This window comes from Sulfurimonas sp. HSL1-2 (assembly GCF_039645565.1).
Lineage (GTDB): Bacteria > Campylobacterota > Campylobacteria > Campylobacterales > Sulfurimonadaceae > Thiomicrolovo > Thiomicrolovo zhangzhouensis.
Genome location: NZ_CP147914.1, coordinates 1,786,028 through 1,801,500 on the forward strand (window position 1 = coordinate 1,786,028; position 15,473 = coordinate 1,801,500).

Annotated in this window: 13 protein-coding genes; 3 read left to right on the forward strand and 10 right to left on the reverse strand. The window is 59.4% G+C overall.

Going from position 1 to position 15,473, the window contains the following annotated elements; genetic code table 11:
* The first annotated feature begins 133 nt into the window (after positions 1-133).
* From WCX18_RS09205 to WCX18_RS09215, 3 genes are all read left to right on the forward strand, one after another.
* On the forward strand, positions 134-490 hold the full coding sequence (locus WCX18_RS09205; protein WP_345987303.1) for a hypothetical protein: 357 nt from the start codon (positions 134-136) through the stop codon (positions 488-490).
* Between the two features lie 10 nt (positions 491-500).
* Positions 501-1,541: a hypothetical protein gene (locus WCX18_RS09210; RefSeq protein ID WP_345987304.1), complete on the forward strand. Its 1,041-nt coding sequence runs from the start codon at positions 501-503 to the stop codon at positions 1,539-1,541.
* Positions 1,542-1,655: 114 nt separating this feature from the next.
* Entirely contained in the window at positions 1,656-2,540 is an 885-nt protein-coding gene (locus WCX18_RS09215) for a diguanylate cyclase (protein ID WP_345987305.1), read from the forward strand.
* Between the two features lie 85 nt (positions 2,541-2,625).
* Here the strand turns inward: WCX18_RS09215 and acs are convergent, their stop codons facing one another.
* The 10 genes from acs to WCX18_RS09265 all read right to left on the reverse strand — a co-directional run bounded on the left by acs (position 2,626) and on the right by WCX18_RS09265 (position 15,419).
* A complete protein-coding gene (acs, locus tag WCX18_RS09220) occupies positions 2,626-4,599 on the reverse strand; it encodes an acetate--CoA ligase (RefSeq protein WP_345987306.1) in 1,974 nt (657 codons plus the stop codon).
* Positions 4,596-5,225, reverse strand: coding sequence for a 3'-5' exonuclease (locus WCX18_RS09225; protein ID WP_345984876.1), 630 nt, complete (start codon positions 5,223-5,225; stop codon positions 4,596-4,598). Before WCX18_RS09225 ends, acs begins: the two co-directional genes overlap by 4 nt.
* The gene (locus tag WCX18_RS09230; protein ID WP_345987307.1) at positions 5,225-7,042 is read right to left on the reverse strand and encodes a putative nucleotidyltransferase substrate binding domain-containing protein; all 1,818 of its coding nucleotides are present in this window, start codon (positions 7,040-7,042) and stop codon (positions 5,225-5,227) included. Before WCX18_RS09230 ends, WCX18_RS09225 begins: the two co-directional genes overlap by 1 nt.
* A 161-nt stretch (positions 7,043-7,203) precedes the next feature.
* A complete protein-coding gene (locus WCX18_RS09235) occupies positions 7,204-8,853 on the reverse strand; it encodes a cation acetate symporter (RefSeq protein WP_345987308.1) in 1,650 nt (549 codons plus the stop codon).
* The gene (locus WCX18_RS09240) at positions 8,850-9,182 is read right to left on the reverse strand and encodes a DUF485 domain-containing protein (RefSeq protein WP_345987309.1); all 333 of its coding nucleotides are present in this window, start codon (positions 9,180-9,182) and stop codon (positions 8,850-8,852) included. Before WCX18_RS09240 ends, WCX18_RS09235 begins: the two co-directional genes overlap by 4 nt.
* Before the next feature lie 13 nt (positions 9,183-9,195).
* Complete coding sequence (locus tag WCX18_RS09245; protein ID WP_345987310.1) at positions 9,196-10,587, reverse strand: OprD family outer membrane porin; 1,392 nt, start codon at positions 10,585-10,587, stop codon at positions 9,196-9,198.
* A gap of 172 nt (positions 10,588-10,759) precedes the next feature.
* Positions 10,760-11,644 carry an efflux RND transporter periplasmic adaptor subunit gene (locus tag WCX18_RS09250; RefSeq protein ID WP_345987311.1) on the reverse strand — a complete coding sequence of 295 codons (885 nt, stop codon included), beginning with the start codon at positions 11,642-11,644 and terminating at the stop codon, positions 10,760-10,762.
* Between the two features lie 10 nt (positions 11,645-11,654).
* Positions 11,655-11,855 carry a DUF1656 domain-containing protein gene (locus tag WCX18_RS09255; RefSeq protein WP_345987312.1) on the reverse strand — a complete coding sequence of 67 codons (201 nt, stop codon included), beginning with the start codon at positions 11,853-11,855 and terminating at the stop codon, positions 11,655-11,657.
* Entirely contained in the window at positions 11,846-13,990 is a 2,145-nt protein-coding gene (locus WCX18_RS09260; protein WP_345987313.1) for an FUSC family protein, read from the reverse strand. Before WCX18_RS09260 ends, WCX18_RS09255 begins: the two co-directional genes overlap by 10 nt.
* Positions 13,983-15,419, reverse strand: a complete 1,437-nt coding sequence (locus WCX18_RS09265) for an efflux transporter outer membrane subunit (protein ID WP_345987314.1) — start codon at positions 15,417-15,419, stop codon at positions 13,983-13,985. The genes WCX18_RS09260 and WCX18_RS09265 overlap by 8 nt, the downstream gene beginning before the upstream one ends.
* Positions 15,420-15,473 lie beyond the last annotated feature (54 nt).

A 15,473-nucleotide genomic window follows, 5' to 3' on the forward strand; every position in this document is an offset into this window, starting at 1 on the left:
TCTCACTAAGCATGATAGTTCAAAACTACTAATTTTTCATTAAAAATAATATAATTTCGATGCAAGGGCGTGACGACGGCATGAAATTGTTGAAGGCGCATGATCCACGGTAACCACCAATGAAAGGAAATCCATGAAAATTGTAACGAGCGAACAGACCGTCACGCTCAACGACGGTGACAATATCATTTCCGTCAAGATCGGAAACGGCCAGGCGGGTGTCGCCTCATTCTTTTTAGACGGTCATCTGCTGTTCAAGAAAAAGATGGACGACACCAACTACCTCCTGAAAGACCATCCTCTCGGCACCAAAACAGCACTGGCAGGCAAGATCCTGACGATCCGTGCCTTTGTGATCGATATCGTATCCGAATCGAATTACACTTCCGTTATCTGTACCTTCAACGGCAGTGAGGTCGTCAGATCCGAGGGGGATGTCGAAACCGACGGCGATATGATTGAGCATAGAACAGTGCTCCATTTTGTTTAAGTGAGACGCCATGCAAAGACGACCAGGTATACTCATCCTCTTTACGGCCCTTCTGCTCATCCCGTCCTTGGCTTGCGCCCTCACCAAAGAGGTCGAACATCCCGGCGAGCTGGTGGCACCGAGTTCGCCGGCGTTTCAGATCCTGGGGCAGACGCCAAACGTCGTCAACCGGCCTGAAAGTCCCCGGGAGTTCCTTGCCGCCATCCTGCAAAATGTCCAGGAGAACAATAACAGCTTCCCCTCCGACTTCGCCGTTGAATTCACACCCTACTGGTGGTTCCCCCACGATGATCTGGACGCGGCGACCTATCTGGGTATCCATAACAATGAACAGGTTTTCGACACACTGCTCCGGACGCTCTCCGTCTCCTTCGCGACCACACAGAAGCGCCGTTCCGTCAAGGGGCAGACGTATGAAGGAAGCGCGATCGGTTTCGGCGTCCGCTTCAACCTGCTGAACGGGCAGAACGACCGTGAAACACTCGATCAACTCCTGGAGGCCATGTTCCTTGCCGCTCCCGATGACATCAACGGCACATTTGAGCCCGACACGGGCCTGACCGGCGCCCTCACCGCCAAGCTTCGGAAAAGTTATGGATGGAAAGTCCAGATGGCCTTTGCCGGCAGTTATTTCGATGCGGACGACACTTCGCAATCCCGATTTGACAAAGTCGGTGCTTGGGTGACAACGTCCTACACCGACAAAAACGCGACCTCGCTGGAGTACATCATGAACCTTCGCTATACCCATGATGAAGCGATCGCCGATTACAAAGATGCCTATGACATCGGCGCGAGCCTCTCCTGGAAATCGACGGTTGCGCCCGTGACCGCTTCGGCAGAGTTCGTGCAGCGTTTCGTCAAGGAGAAATCACCGCATCATCTGGCCGCGACACTGGAGTATAAACTCAATGACGACTACGCCATTATCGCCAGCTACGGCCAGACGTTCAGCTATGCGAATCCCGAGCGGACCGAACTCTCAGCCCGTTTCGGTCTCAATCTCGGTTTCGGTCAGATGACAGATACGATCAAGTACGGCATGCGGTAGCCACAGGGAACAAAGCCCAAAAATTACAAATACGTGAGTCTCTGTTTATTTTTTAAAATATTATGATACGCTAAAGCTACATTTTGTCGCATGCGTATGGGGAGAGGGGGTATCATGTACCGTATCAACAGGGAGAAGCTCCAGGCCATTATCCAGGAACTGGACCAGGCCATGTACAATCACAGCCAATGGTACCAGAACATCATCCGTTCCATCGTCTGCCACCTCCCCTTCGACCACCGGGACCTGGCCGATGACGCCCACCGCCAATGTACGTTCGGCCAGTGGTACTATCACTGTAGCGACGCGGAGATGCAGCAAAACAAGACCTTCCAGTCCATCCGCACCGAGCACTGGCAGACGCACCAGTTCGTCCAGAAACTCCTGCAGGCCTCGGAAAAGAACAAGCCGGTGCTGCCCATCGACTACGACAACTTCGCCAACGCCGTCGAGCGGCTCCGACTGAACATGCAGACGCTCAAATACGAGCTCGAAGAGACCCTCTACAACCGCGACCCGCTCACCGGGGTCAGCAACCGCATCAGCATGCTCAGCGACCTGCGCAAACAGATGGAGCTGATCGAACGCCACGTCGAGACGACGGTGATCGCCATTCTGGACCTGGACCACTTCAAACAGGTCAACGACAGCTACGGCCACCCCATGGGTGACACGGTCCTCTCCGCAATCGCCGCGTTCATTCTGCAGCACCTGCGCGCGTACGACAGCATCTACCGCTACGGCGGCGAGGAGTTCCTGATCATGATGCCCCACTCCGATATTGATACGGCCACCGCCATCATCGAACGTATCCGCGAGGGGGTCGAAAACGTCCGGACACGCAGCAGCGGCGGCGAACCGATCAGCGTCACCGTTTCGGCCGGCCTGACGCAGCTGCGTGAACACCAGAGCATCGAGGCCGCCATCCAGAGTGCCGACAAGGCCCTTTACGATGCAAAACTGCTCGGGCGCAACCGTGTGGTCGTCGCCTCTTCATAAGCGAAACGTATTTAGTGATCTGATTTACCGTAAGTGGGAGGGAAAGCAAAAAGAGCGGGAACGCCGCAGCGTCCCCGTAAAGGCGTTAAACGCGGCAGGCGTTGACGACTTCCTGGATCTTCTCGACGACACTGGGGTCTTCGAGCGTCGACGTATCCTGCGTGATCGCCTCGCCTTTGGCGATGGAGCGCAGAATGCGGCGCATGATTTTGCCCGAACGGGTCTTCGGCAGGCCCGGAACGAAGGCGATGTCGTCGCAGACGGCGATGTTGCCGATCTCCGTTTTGATGACGTTGTTGATCTCTTTGCTCATCTCGACATCTTCGGCCATGCTCTCGTCGCCTTTGAGGACGACATAGGCGAAGATTCCCTCACCCTTAAGCTCGTGCGGCTTGCCGACAACGGCGACTTCCGCGACGTTCGGATGCTTCTTGCACGCCGCTTCGACCTCGGCCGTCCCCATACGGTGGCCGGAGACGTTGATGACGTCGTCCGTACGGCCGGTGATAGTGATGTAGCCGTCCTCGTCGTAGTTCGCGCCGTCACCGGTGAAGTAGACCGGCTGGCCGTCTTTCTTGACGTCGCCGAAGTAGGACTTCACGAAACGCTCCGGATCGCCCCAGACGCCGCGGATCATCGACGGCCACGGCTTGGTGACACACATGTAGCCGCTTTCGCCCGCGCCGACTTTCTTGCCCGTTTCCGGGTCGAGGATCTCGCCCATGATGCCCGGCAGCGGGAAGGTCGCGCAGGCCGGTTTGATCGGGGTCGCGCCCGGCAGCGGCGTGACCATGTGGCCGCCCGTTTCCGTCTGCCAGTAGGTATCGACGATGGCGCATTTGCCGCCGCCGATCTCCTCGTAGTACCACTTCCATGCCGGCGGGTCGATCGGCTCGCCGACGGTACCCAGGACCTTGAGGGAGCTGAGGTCGTATTTCGCAGGCTCCTCCGCCCCTGTTTTGTGCAGGACGCGGATCGCCGTCGGCGCCGTGTAGAACTGGTTGATCTTGTACTCTTCGACCATCTTCCACGGGCGTCCCGCGTCCGGATAGGTCGGGACCCCCTCGAACATCAGCGTCGTCGCGCCCATCGCGAGCGGGCCGTAGACGATGTAGGTGTGGCCGGTGATCCAGCCGATGTCGGCCGTACACCAGTAGGTGTCGTTCTCTTTGACGTCAAAGACCCACTCCATCGTCATCTGCGCCCAGAGGATGTAGCCCGCCGTGTTGTGCTGGACCCCTTTCGGTTTGCCCGTGGAACCGGACGTGTAGAGCAGGAACATCGGGTCTTCGGCATCCATCGGTTCGCTTGCGCAGATGGAAGACTGCTGGTCAATCATCTCGTTGTAGGAGTAGTCACGGCCCGCTTTCCAGTCGACATCTTCGCCGTTGCGCTGAACGACGAGGACCTTCCCGACGCATTCGCAGCCCGACTCCAGTGCCTTGTCGACGACCGGCTTGAGCATGTACGGCTTATCCTTGCGGAACGCGCCGTCGGCGGTGATGACGAGTTTCGCCTCGGCATCGATGATACGGTCGCGCAGCGCTTCCGAGGAGAAACCGCCGAAGACGATGGAGTGGATCGCACCGATACGCGTACACGCCAGCATGGCGTAGGCGGCTTCGAGGATCATCGGCATGTAGATGACGACGCGGTCACCCTTCTTGATACCGAACTCGTTCTTGAGCAGGTTCGCCATTTTGTTGACGTTGTAGTAGAGCTCAAGGTAGGTGACGATCTGCTTGTCGCCGCGGTCTCCTTCGAAAATGATCGCCGCTTTGTTCTTGCGGGTGTCAAGGTGACGGTCGATACACTGGTGCGCGACGTTCAGTTTTCCGCCTTCGAACCATTTGACAAAAGGCATGTTGCTGTCGTCGAGCACTTTGCCGTACGGCTCGAACCAGTCAATCTTCTCTTTCGCGAAATGGTCCCAGAACCCTTCGTAATCCTCTTCGGCCCATGACGCCAGTTCTTTGTATTCGCACATGTTCTTGATGCGTGCCGTTTTGGCAAACTCGCGGTTTGGCTGAAAAACCGGTTTGACTGTTGTATCACTCATGTTCTCTCTCCTGTTTTGAGTTTAATCGTATTGTTCAATTTTATAAAGATCATTGCCGTCATGATCGCGTCGTTGACGGCGTTGTGCCGCCCCATTGGGGGCACTCCCAGGTTGGCAAGGATTGTATCAAAGCGTAAATCAATGTTTCCTTGCGGAATCCCGAAATTCTTTTTGTCAAAGTAAAGGCCCGAGACCTCTATTTTGGGGTTGGGAAGCTCCACCCCCAGCCAGGGTTTGACGTAGCGGTTGATCATCGCCACGTCAAACTCCAGATAATACCCTGCCAGCGGCCGCGGGCCGATGAACTGCAGGAACCTTTCAATCCCCTCCGGCGGAGAGAGCGCATACTCAAGGTCGCAGGGCCTGATGCCGTGCACCTCGATGCTCTCCGCCGGGATGGGCCTGTCCGTTTTGAGGTAGACCTCGAAGGTCTCCGAGGTGAGGATCCGGTTGCCTTTGACCTTCACCGCACCGATGGAGATCACCTCGTCTTTTCTGGGATCGAGCCCCGTCGTCTCCGTGTCGAAAACGACCACCTCGTCACCGTCATAGGGCTCGAACAAAAAGGCATATGCCTCGTCCTTGAGCCGCTTGCGGTTCCGTTTTCTGCGCCACGCCCCGAACATCACATCACCATGTTCAGGTGGAAGTGATAGGTCAGCAGTTTCTTGAGGGCGTTGACGACCTTGAAACTGTCCTTGAGCAGGTCCCGCTCCAGCTTGTCGAGCTCTCCGGGACGGACCTCGTTGAGGATCCATTCGTCGCCGGGGCGCGCCAGGCGGGCGCGCAGCCTGATCGAGAGCAGCGTGTCATACGCCTCCATCAGCTCCGCCGAGAAGGTCTTGTCGAACACCCCGATATTGTTGAGCTGCTTGATCCGCTCGAAGGTGTTCGTCTCGCGGATCTTCTTCTGCAGCGCCAGGACGCGGATGCCGTGGACGATGGCGAAGATGCCCCCTTTTTTCAGGTTCAGCGTGTTGCCCTGGCTGCGTTCGACGACCAGCCCCGAAAAGAGGCTCAGCGGTGTTTCGAAGCTCAGCGCCGCCTTCGCCATATGGGCCAGGACGTCGTCACGCCCTTCGAAGCGCCCGTAGAGGTACTGTTTGGCACGCTCCAGGAGCTCCGCGTTCCCGGCGACGCAGCGCGCATCCAGGAAAATGTCGAGGTTCTGCAGCGCCGCCTCGTCCATCGAGCCGACCCATCCGTCGATATCGGACTGGTACGCACCCAGCGGGCGGCGCCACTGCGGGTTGGTGACCATCACGTTGCCCGGGCAGTCGGGGAAGCCGAGCTGCCGGAGGGCGTCGTTCATCGCGGCCATCTCTTCGGCGAAATCCTTCCCGCACCCCTCGCGGATGATGAGGCCGTTGTCCTGGTCGGTCCGCAGGATCTGCTCGCCGCGCCCTTCGCTCCCCATCACGATCAGGGCGCAGTCGTCCCGGTGCTCCGGCGCGACACAGAACTCGAACACCTTGCGGTAGATCTTCGTATTGAGCGCATTGACCAGTTTGGTGATGTAGCGGACCTTGACCCCCTTGGTGTGCAGGGAGCGGATCAGGTTGACCATCTCCCCGCCGATACGCTGAAGCGCCGCGATGCTGTCGGCTTTCTCGACCTGCATCGCCACCAGGTAGGAGTGGCTGGCGAAGAAGCTAAGCAGGTCGAGCTGCTCGAGAATACCGACGACACTGCCGCCGTCCGTCACGGCGATACGCTTGATGTGGTGCGCGGTGAACTGCAGCAGCGCGTTGAAGAGGAAGTCCTGTTTCTCGATCGTGATCAGGGGGCGGGTGGCGATGGTCTCGATCGCGGCGGAAGCCTCGACGGCGCCCATCAGGACGCTTCGGCGCAGGTCCGTATCGGTCACGATGCCGTAGCCTTCTTCGCCCTCGACGAGGATCGCCGGGCTCTTCATCGCCTCCATCTGGCGCACCGCGTCAGAGATGGGGGTCTCGGCCGCAACGATGCAGGGTGCATGCAGGTAGATGTCCCCGATACGCGCCACCATGAACGGCGTCAGGTCGTTCTGCTGCTTGAGCATTTTGAGCTGTTCGTGTTTGGTAACAAAGTCTTCGAGGTAGAAGTGTTTGAAGGCGTCGTGGTCCTGGATGAGATCGAGAAAGACCTGTTTGGGGAGTTCGTAGCAGATGAGATCTTCGTGCACGACGAAGCGTTTGTCCGTCTTGCCGTAGATGAGGGCGTCGGCGTCGAAGCTGTCCATCGCCCCGTAGGCGTCGGTCAGCTCCTCGCCCAGCCACTCGTGCACACTGCCTTTGATGATGATGTAGAGGCACTCCGCAGGGACGTTGGGCGAGACCAGTACCGTCTCCCGCGGATAGTAGGCGATATCCATCTGCGCCATGACGTTGTCCAGCGCCCGCGATGACAACAGGTCAAAGGGGTGCATCGACGCCAAAAGCTGCTTCTGGTCGAATATGCTCATTGATGCCTCTGTTTTGCACGCCATCCGGGCAAAACAAGGGACACCGCTCGCGAAAGCGATGTTTCCTCGAAAGCCCGGATGGCTACGCTGGCCGCCGACGGGTCAGATAAATTCGTTCCGACTGTGACCGGAATCAACGCATGTTCCAACGATCTTGCTCCTTAGTGGCTGACGGCGCCTTCGGCACCGATACCAGTCTGTGAACGGATGTTCTGGGCCTCGAAGGCTTCACGTTCGTTCTCGCCGTCCGCGCTCTTGTCGGTAATGGAGAAGAACCAGATACCGACGAAGGCGACCGTGACGGAGAAGAGCGCCGGGTACTTGTACGGGAAGACCGCTTCCGCGTTGCCGAGAATCTGAACCCAGACGATGGGGCCCAGGATCACCAGCAGGACCGCCGTAGCGAGTCCCAGCGAACCGCCGATGACGGCGCCGCGCGTCGTCAGTTTCTTCCAGAACATAGAGAGGAAGAGCACCGGGAAGTTCGCGGATGCGGCGATGGCGAAGGCCAGACCGACCATGAACGCGATGTTCTGCTTCTCAAACGCGATCCCCAGCAGGATCGCGACGATCCCCATGACGACGACGGCGATCTTGGAGATGCGCATCTCCTGCATCTCGTCGACCTGCCCGCGGCGGAAGACGTTGGCGTAGAGGTCGTGGCTGATCGCCGAAGCGCCCGCCAGCGTCAGACCGGAGACGACCGCAAGGATCGTCGCGAAGGCGACCGCCGAGATGAAGCCGAGGAAGAAGTTCCCGCCGACCGCGTGGCTGAGGTGGATCGCCGCCATGTTGTTGCCGCCGAGCAGTGCGCCCGCCGCATCAAGGTAGTGCGGGTTGGTCGCCACCATGACAATCGCCCCGAACCCGATGATGAAGGTCAGGATATAGAAATAGCCGATGAAACCGGTCGCATAGAAGACCGATTTGCGTGCCTCTTTGGCGTCGGAGACGGTAAAGAAGCGCATCAGGATATGCGGCAGACCCGCCGTACCGAACATCAGCGCGATACCGAGGCTGATCGCGGAGACCGGGTCGCTGACCAGGCCGCCCGGGCTCATGATGGCATCGTGCGTGCTGTGGACTTCGACCGCTTTTGAGAAGAGCGCTTCAAAACTGAACCCGAAGTGCGCCATGACGGCGATCGCCATAAAGGTCGCACCGGAGAGCAGCAGCCCCGCCTTGATGATCTGGACCCACGTCGTCGCCAGCATCCCGCCGAAGGTGACATAGAGGATCATAAGCACACCGACCAGGATGACCGCGACCTCGTACGGCAGACCGAAGAGAATCTGGATCAGCTTGCCCGAACCGACCATCTGCGCGATCAGGTAGAGCGTCACCGTCGCGATGGAGCCGAAGGCCGCCAGGGTGCGGATCGGTGTCTGTCTCAGACGGAAGGAGGCGACGTCGGCAAAGGTGTACTTACCGAGGTTGCGCAGGCGCTCCGCCACGAGGAAAAGGATCAGCGGCCAGCCGACCAGGAAACCGATGGAGTAGATCAGCCCGTCATACCCTTTGAGGAAGACGAGGCCGGAAATCCCCAGGAACGACGCGGCGGACATGTAGTCGCCCGCAATCGCCATCCCGTTCTGGAAGCCCGTAATGCCGCCGCCGGCGGTATAGAAGTCCTTGGCCGTTTTCGTGCGCTTTGCCGCCCAGTAGGTAATACCCAGCGTCGCACCGACGAAGACGAGGAACATGACAATAGCCGAGACGTTCAGCGGCTGTTTATCCACGGCACCCTCAATGGCACCCGATGCCATCAGCGTGGACGCTGCGGCCGTCAGAAGCAGGAGAAGACGTTTCATTCCGCCCCCTTTGCCATATCGCGCTCGAGTTCGGCACGTACCTCGCGGTTAAGATCGTCGAACTCGCCGTTGGCGCGCTTGACGTAAATTCCCGTCAGAATAAAGGCGATAAAGATAATCGCAACACCGACCGGGATGCCGACCGTCGTAACCCCCGTCTCGCTCAGCGGCGTGCCGAGCAGCGAGGGATCAAAGGCGATGGTGAGGATAAAGGTGAAATAGACCACCAGCATCACGATGGAGAGCTTCCAGGCGAAAGCGCTGCGCGTCTTCACCAGTTCCTGGTACTTCGGGTTGTTCTTAATGTGTTCAACCATTTCCTGTGTCATGACCGTCCTTTAATTAAAAGTTATAGTTTACAATAAACCGATATTCGTTCCAGCCCGTGTCGCTGCCCGCAGTCGCTTCCGCAAACTTTCTCGGAAAGTTCCCGCGCAAACGCAGCTGCAGGTTCTTGACCGCTTCGGGGTAGTACTGGATATCGAACCCTGATTCCGATGCCGTGCGCTCCACGCCGTAGCCGCTTTCGGCATCCATATCGAACGATGCGTAGAACACGGCCGTCGAGAGGTTCGTCCCGAGCGATTTGAAGTTGTAGCTCGCCGCCGCTTTCCACGCTTTCGTCCCGGCAAAGAACTGGTGACGCGTCACCATGCCCTGCGTATAGGCCGGCATGCCGCCGAATTGGGAGATGATGGCATGTTTGTACGCATCGTCGCCGGCATCGTTGGCCGTCGTCTCCGAATAGGCCGCATAGGCCGTCAGACCGGCATAACTGGCACCGACTTTCGCCGCCCAGTAAAAGGAATCGACTTTTCCCTCACCGTAGACCGGCGTACCGTTGATGTCTTTTGCGACGGAAACGTTGCTCAAGTATTCACTTCCGACGCTGTCCTGCTTGATCGCCTGCACCGACACGAAGGGATGCACGTTCGCGTTGAGCAGGCAGTCCCAGGTGGCCCCTGCTTCCGCATAGAGCGTGTTATACAGGTCCCATGCATAATCGTTCGAAAGCTTTGCATTGAAGTTTTTGTTTTTAAAACTCACCATAGCATTGGTGACACCGCTAGTGTTCTTGCCGACGGCGGCCATACCCATGTTGTAGTATTTTCCTGCGACGACATCACCATCCGTCGTGTAACCGGACGTAACAGGTAGCATGCCGCCGGCATACGGATGGTACGCGTTATAGAAAGAGCCATAGGCAACCGCCTGGACCTGCGCGACCTGGAACTCGACGTTTTCAATATCGTTGTTCGTCAGTTTATACGCCTCGAAGGTGGTCGGAAGCATACGCGCGTCGTCGCCGCCCATCATCGGTGTATCGTAGCGCTGATAGCCGAGCCTGGCGACGGTTTTCGTTCCCAGTGCGCTCATGTCGTAATTGATATACGCCTCGCCCACGATGGCATAGTTCTCAAAGCCCGTTCCCAGCAGAGAGGGGTCCATCACTTTCAAGTCGAACGTATGAATCGCGTTCGTCGTATAGAGCGCCGCGGCGGCACTCAGGCCGTTCCAGGCATCCAGCGTGTACTTGAGGTTGCCGCCCAGCGCCAGGGAGTTACGGTGGGTATCCGCACCCGAACCGCCCTGGTACTCTCTGTCGACGTAAAACATCCGGATCTGACCGCTGGCTTTCCCTTCGGAAAACATCGCGCTCAGGTCTTCGGCGCCAAAGAGGTTTGCACTGCCGAGCAGTCCAATCGCCAAGACGCTTGAAGCAATTTTTTTCATTTTCTCTCCCCGTAATGAAGCTTAAGTTGCATCGTAAGAGAGAAAAATAGCACCAACATAGCATTCACGCGAATCGATGAAAAAAAAGGCCCTTCAATTCATAATGTAACCTTTAGTTACATATTTTATCTCCAGCATCGTTATATTGTTACTATTGGTATTGACCTGCGCCTTATTCGGAAGCCGGCGGTTTGATTCTGACGGTACACGTCATACCGGCGGCGACGGTAAACCCCTCCGGGACCGTGTCGATATGGATCCGGACCGGGATACGCTGCGCCAGGCGGACCCAGGTGAAGGTCGGGTTGACGTTTGCCAGCAGCCGTTCGCCCGTGGCGTTGTCCCGGTCGGAAATCCCCCTCGCGATACTCTCGACATGCCCCTTGAGGGTGTATTTGCTTCCCAGCATTTTCATCTCGGCCGGATCACCGACGCGGATAAGGGAGAGTTTATGCTCTTCAAAATAGCCGTAGACCCAGAAGGAGTCCGCTTTGACGAGCGCCATGCGGCTCTCGCCGCGTTCGACATAGTCTCCCGCCCTGAGCAGCAGGTTCGAGACCCAGCCGTCGCACGGCGCGCGGACAGCGGAGCGCTGCAGGTCCAGTGCAGCCGTTTCCGCACGGGCCTGCGCCTCCTCGTAGCGCGCCCTGGCGATGTCGGCTTCGAGCCGCGCATCCTCGCGGCTCTCCTGTGAAACCGTCTCACTGTCAAGGGCCGCCCGTCGTAGGTACTGGCGCTGCTTCATCTCGTACTCCGCCTTGCGGGTCCGGGCCACCGCCTCGGCTTCGTGCAGGGCATGTTCGAAACGGGCCTCGTCCACGCTAAAGAGCAGGTCGCCGCGTTTGACGAACTGGTTGTCGACAACGGCGATATGGCTGACCAGGCCGCTCACGTCGGGCGCGACCATAACGATATCCGCCCGGACACGTCCGTCGCGGGTCCATGAGCTCTCCATATAGTTCTGCCAGAGCAGCAGCGCGAGGAAAACAGCGACGGCCACCACCGTGAAGGTAATGGTATAGCGCACCAGTTTGGAAAGCTTGGTATTGAGAGTCATCCTATCCCTTTCAAGTATAGATCAACAGGCACGGCAGGGTGAAGAGGCAGACGAAAACCGCCGTCCTGAACAGCCCCGGGTGCCAGACATGTTTGTAGACGCCGGCATCGGAGAGGATGCGGTCCACCAAAATCTGTAAAACGGCCGCCGCCGCGAAGATGGGCAGGAGCGTGGGCATCTGGATGCCCAGCAGGGTGATCTCTAGCGGCATGTATCCTCCATCACGACCGGCAGCGACCCTTCACTCAGCATGATCGTACGGATCAATGCCAGTTCCGCCGCCGCTTTCTTTATCCTTTTCAACTCGCTCGCGCCCGCCGACGCCCCCTGCGCATGCAGGACCGCGACCGCCTCCTTGAGCGTCGCGAGGAGCATCCGCCGCATCTGCTCCGAGGGGGTTGCGAAGTAGTTCCGGATCGCGTAGATCGCACCGTCCACGCTGTCGGATGCCGCCGAAAGCGGTAGGCGCTTCCGGCCGCGCCGCACCGCGATGACCGCACGGCCGATCTCGAGCGTCGAGAGCAGCCACGCGTACACCAGACGGCTCGAACGCAAGTTCAGTCGCCCCTGCGTCGAAAACTGCTGCACCATGTCACGCCCCGTGCTCTCAAGCGCGCTGCGCTGCACCGTGATCGTGCCGCTGCACAGCGTCACGATCTGCCGGCGCAGGATCTTCGCGACACGCTGCTGCGTCAGCGAACACGACCAGAAGTTGACCAGCAGGTACGCCAGGCCGGCGAAACCGATCCCGATCAGGTACGCCAGTGTGCTCTCCAGAAAGACCGTCGGATCGACCCGGTAGTAGGGGTCGAGCGAACACTGGTACATGAACAGGAAAATGAAGCCCAGCGCGAAACCGCTCCACCGGGGCTGCGTCGTCCACCACGCCACCACGGCCAGTACGGGGGCAAGCACCAGGGCGAGGGTCAGCATGTCCGAGGTATACTCGGGAATAATGTAAAAATCGTACACCGCCGCCACGGCCACGGCGCTCACCCCGCCTTTGAAAAAGTTCATCACCGCGGCGAGCGGGCTCGGCAGGGTCCCGATGAGCAGCCCCAGCACGACCGCCAGGGTCACGGTCAGCGTCGCGTAGGGCCACCCGGTCACGATCCAGAACAGCATCGTCACCAGCAGCACGCCGCTGCCCCGCAGTGCCGCCAGCGCGACGAGGACGCTGTCGGTATGGGTCGAAAACCGCACGACGCGGCTGAGCTCCCGGGACGCCCTCCCCGAGAGGCGGTGCCGCAGGAAGGCCCGGTAGGTCACGCAGTGGATGTGAAGTTCGCCGAGCAGCCGCACGATGAGTCCGGACGCCGAGCTGAAAGCCTCGTAGGCATCCGCCTCCAGGTACGGTGCCAGGCGGCGCTGCTCCTCCTCCACCAGGGTCTGAAGCATTTGTTTGGCCTCCAGCACACCGGCAATGATGCCGTCGAGCTCTTCGACGGAGACCGGTGTGCGCGGCGACGCATTCACCACCGAAGCGACCGGGGCGTAAAGTCCGGCCAGCGACTCCCGTACCTCAATAGGCATGCGCTCGCCGGCGGCAGCCAGGATGTTTTTGAGCGAATGAAACGTCGTCGAGAGGTGCATATACTCCTGGTTGAGCTGTCCCGAAAGCTGCCGGGCCTTGCGGTCGGTGCCGCTTTCAAAGCTGCTGTTGATCCGCACGGCATGCAGACCGACGACGCCGGAGAAGCCCGCACTCCCAGGTTCCGTTTCCGTGCCGGCTGCGAAGAGCGCGTCGCCCTCGCCGAGGATGGCAAAGAGGTTGGCGAACCGCTCCCGCTCGCTGGCCAGCAGCGAATCGAACAGCTTGCGAGGGAAGACCATGTCACTCACGAGCGTCGCGCTCATGATCCCGATGATGACCTCCGAAAAGCGCGACACGGCGATGCTGAAAATCTCCAGCGGCGTCTCGATCACGGGAAGGGCCACGATGCAGAGCGTGTAGCCCGCCAGGACGAAACCGTAGGACTGGAAATTGCGGAATTTCAGCCCGGCGCCGGTACATAACCCGATCCAGAGCGCGAAAAACGCGATGAACCAGACGGGGTCCTGCGCGAAGAGGCCCATCATCAGCAAGGAAACGCCGACCCCGGCGATCGTCCCCAGGACACGGTAATAGCTCTTCGAAAAGACCAGCCCGCTTTGCGGCTGCATGACGAGAAAGGTCGTAAAAATCGCCGTGCGCGGGTCGGGAAGGTTCAGCGTCATCGAGATGACCAGCGCGAGCAGCCCGGCAAAGGTCGCTTTCGCCATATAGGTCAGGACGGGCGCATCCGTCGCGAGCCACTCAAGCGCCGTCCGCTTCCAGGAGAACGGCTGCGCCATGGTATTAGTCATCTGCACCCTCCTTACCGTTTGGGTCACGGTAGCCTCCGCCGAGCGCATTGATCAGGGCAATCTTCAGGCCTGCGCGCTCCTCGCGCAGCGCGATGCCGGCCAGTTCGCCGCGCCAGTACGCCCGTTTTGCCTCCAGGTAGGGCAGCTTGTCGGTCAATCCGCCGCCAAACCGTTTCTGCGCGAGGGCCTCGTTGCGCTGCTTCGCGCGTATATCCGCGTCATGCAGCTGCGTCTGCGAGACGATGAGTCTGGAACGTTTCAGGACGCCGACGACCTCGTTCGCCGCCTTGATGACGGCCGCGTTGTAATCGTTGACGGCGCGGTTGTAGTCACTGACGCTGGCCTGCAGGTTCGCCTCGCGGGCGCCGCCGTCGAACAGGGGGAGCGAAAGGGCCGCACCCCCCGCGGGAGCGTAGGACGAAGCCACAAGCAGCTTGCCGAAATCAAACGAGATGAACCCGAGCAGCCCGGTGAGGCTGATATTGGGGTAGAACTGTGCCTTGGCCTGCTCGATGTTCTGCTCTTTGCTGAGGACAATGTATTTGCAGACCGTCACGTCGGCCCGGTGGGCGACCAGGTCCAGGCGGACTGCTTCGGGCAGGGGCACCTCGGTGTCCTCACGGAGCTTCGGCGCGCTCAGGGTATCGGCATAGGAGGGCAGGAACCCGCCCAGGATGCCTATGCCCTCTATCTTGCCTGCAACGGCCCTTCGGACGGCGGCCTGTTCCCCTTTGAGGGCCGCCACCTCCGCCTGTTTCGCATAGAGTGCCGTAGCGTCGATCAGCCCCTGTTTCCATTTTTTTTCAAGGATGGCCTGCTCCTCGACCAGCGCGCGCTCGGATGCCTCGAGGAGAAGCAGGCGCTCCTCGTCGAAGTGCCAGGAGAGGTAGAGCGTGCAGATACCGACGGCAAGGGCCAGTCTCGCCGCATCGACGGCCGCTTTCTGCGCCAGGGCGCCGTAAAGCGCGGAACGGATCCTTGATGCACGTTCGTCCCAGAAATCGAAAGTGTAGTCCAGGCTGACGCCCGTCTCGTAAAGGGTATACGTCCCTCCGCCGAGGGGCGCAGGGAATATATAGTTTTCGCTGAAACGCTCCCGCGTGACGGCGGCATCGGCCGAGATGTGGGGTACGTTGCCGGACTGCGCGGCGGCGAGGACGCTGTTCGCCAGCGCGTAGCGCGCTTCGACGCTTTTGAGAGCCGGTGCGTTGCGCAGCGCGTTTTCGATCAGCGCATCGAGCTGCGCATCGCCGTACCCTTTCCACCAGTCGCTCTCCAGGCGCGCTTCGGACGGTTGTAATGCCGGAGCATCCTGCGCCAGTTCGCGGGAAAGGTCCGGTGTCGCCATCGGTGCCTGTTTGTCGGTCATCGGGACGCAGGCACCTAGGAAGAGTGCCGGGAGAAGTCCGAGTAGGAATCTGTATTGCATTTCTGTATGGCTTTAATGGGATGGGTTTTCGGTGTCAGTTATGTTTTGGATAGC

What these genes read in the sequence shown, in the direction of transcription:
- WCX18_RS09205 (WP_345987303.1), top strand. Translation starts at nt 134, where the DNA reads ATGAAAATTGTAACGAGCGAACAGACCGTCACGCTCAACGACGGTGAC.
- WCX18_RS09210 (WP_345987304.1), top strand. Translation starts at nt 501, where the DNA reads ATGCAAAGACGACCAGGTATACTCATCCTCTTTACGGCCCTTCTGCTC.
- WCX18_RS09215 (WP_345987305.1), top strand. Translation starts at nt 1,656, where the DNA reads ATGTACCGTATCAACAGGGAGAAGCTCCAGGCCATTATCCAGGAACTG.
- acs (WP_345987306.1), bottom strand. Translation starts at nt 4,599, where the DNA reads ATGAGTGATACAACAGTCAAACCGGTTTTTCAGCCAAACCGCGAGTTT.
- WCX18_RS09225 (WP_345984876.1), bottom strand. Translation starts at nt 5,225, where the DNA reads ATGTTCGGGGCGTGGCGCAGAAAACGGAACCGCAAGCGGCTCAAGGAC.
- WCX18_RS09230 (WP_345987307.1), bottom strand. Translation starts at nt 7,042, where the DNA reads ATGAGCATATTCGACCAGAAGCAGCTTTTGGCGTCGATGCACCCCTTT.
- WCX18_RS09235 (WP_345987308.1), bottom strand. Translation starts at nt 8,853, where the DNA reads ATGAAACGTCTTCTCCTGCTTCTGACGGCCGCAGCGTCCACGCTGATG.
- WCX18_RS09240 (WP_345987309.1), bottom strand. Translation starts at nt 9,182, where the DNA reads ATGACACAGGAAATGGTTGAACACATTAAGAACAACCCGAAGTACCAG.
- WCX18_RS09245 (WP_345987310.1), bottom strand. Translation starts at nt 10,587, where the DNA reads ATGAAAAAAATTGCTTCAAGCGTCTTGGCGATTGGACTGCTCGGCAGT.
- WCX18_RS09250 (WP_345987311.1), bottom strand. Translation starts at nt 11,644, where the DNA reads ATGACTCTCAATACCAAGCTTTCCAAACTGGTGCGCTATACCATTACC.
- WCX18_RS09255 (WP_345987312.1), bottom strand. Translation starts at nt 11,855, where the DNA reads ATGCCGCTAGAGATCACCCTGCTGGGCATCCAGATGCCCACGCTCCTG.
- WCX18_RS09260 (WP_345987313.1), bottom strand. Translation starts at nt 13,990, where the DNA reads ATGACTAATACCATGGCGCAGCCGTTCTCCTGGAAGCGGACGGCGCTT.
- WCX18_RS09265 (WP_345987314.1), bottom strand. Translation starts at nt 15,419, where the DNA reads ATGCAATACAGATTCCTACTCGGACTTCTCCCGGCACTCTTCCTAGGT.